The following is a 319-nucleotide window of genomic DNA, read 5'->3' as shown; positions in this document are numbered from 1 at the left end:
GCTCCGGGCCGAGGAGGAGGGGCGGACCTCCCCAGATTTCACCGACGGCTACGGCGAGGAGGGCATCTACCTCGAGCGGTCGAAAGCCCTGGGCGCGAGTGTCTACCGGGCCCGGGGCGTCGAGCGCTCGGACCGGCACGGCAGGAGGGCGGCGGTCCGCGAGAACCTGGAGTTCTACGGCGCCCCCCATGCCGCCTTCCTGTTCATGCCGGCACTCGGAGACGGGGTGCGGACGGCCGGCGACATCGGCATGTACGGGCAGAACTTCCTCCTCTCGCTGGCGGCCCCGGGGCTGGCCGGCATCCCGCAGACCGTGCTC

General features: G+C 72.4%; 1 pseudogene. It reads left to right on the top strand.

The features are described from left to right. Positions 1 to 319, top strand: a pseudogene (locus TN53_RS43550) (nitroreductase); the annotation flags it as partial.

Origin of the sequence: Streptomyces sp. WM6386 (assembly GCF_000972385.1) — a bacterium.
Taxonomy (GTDB): domain Bacteria; phylum Actinomycetota; class Actinomycetes; order Streptomycetales; family Streptomycetaceae; genus Streptomyces.
This window is presented reverse-complemented; position numbering and strand designations above follow the sequence as displayed.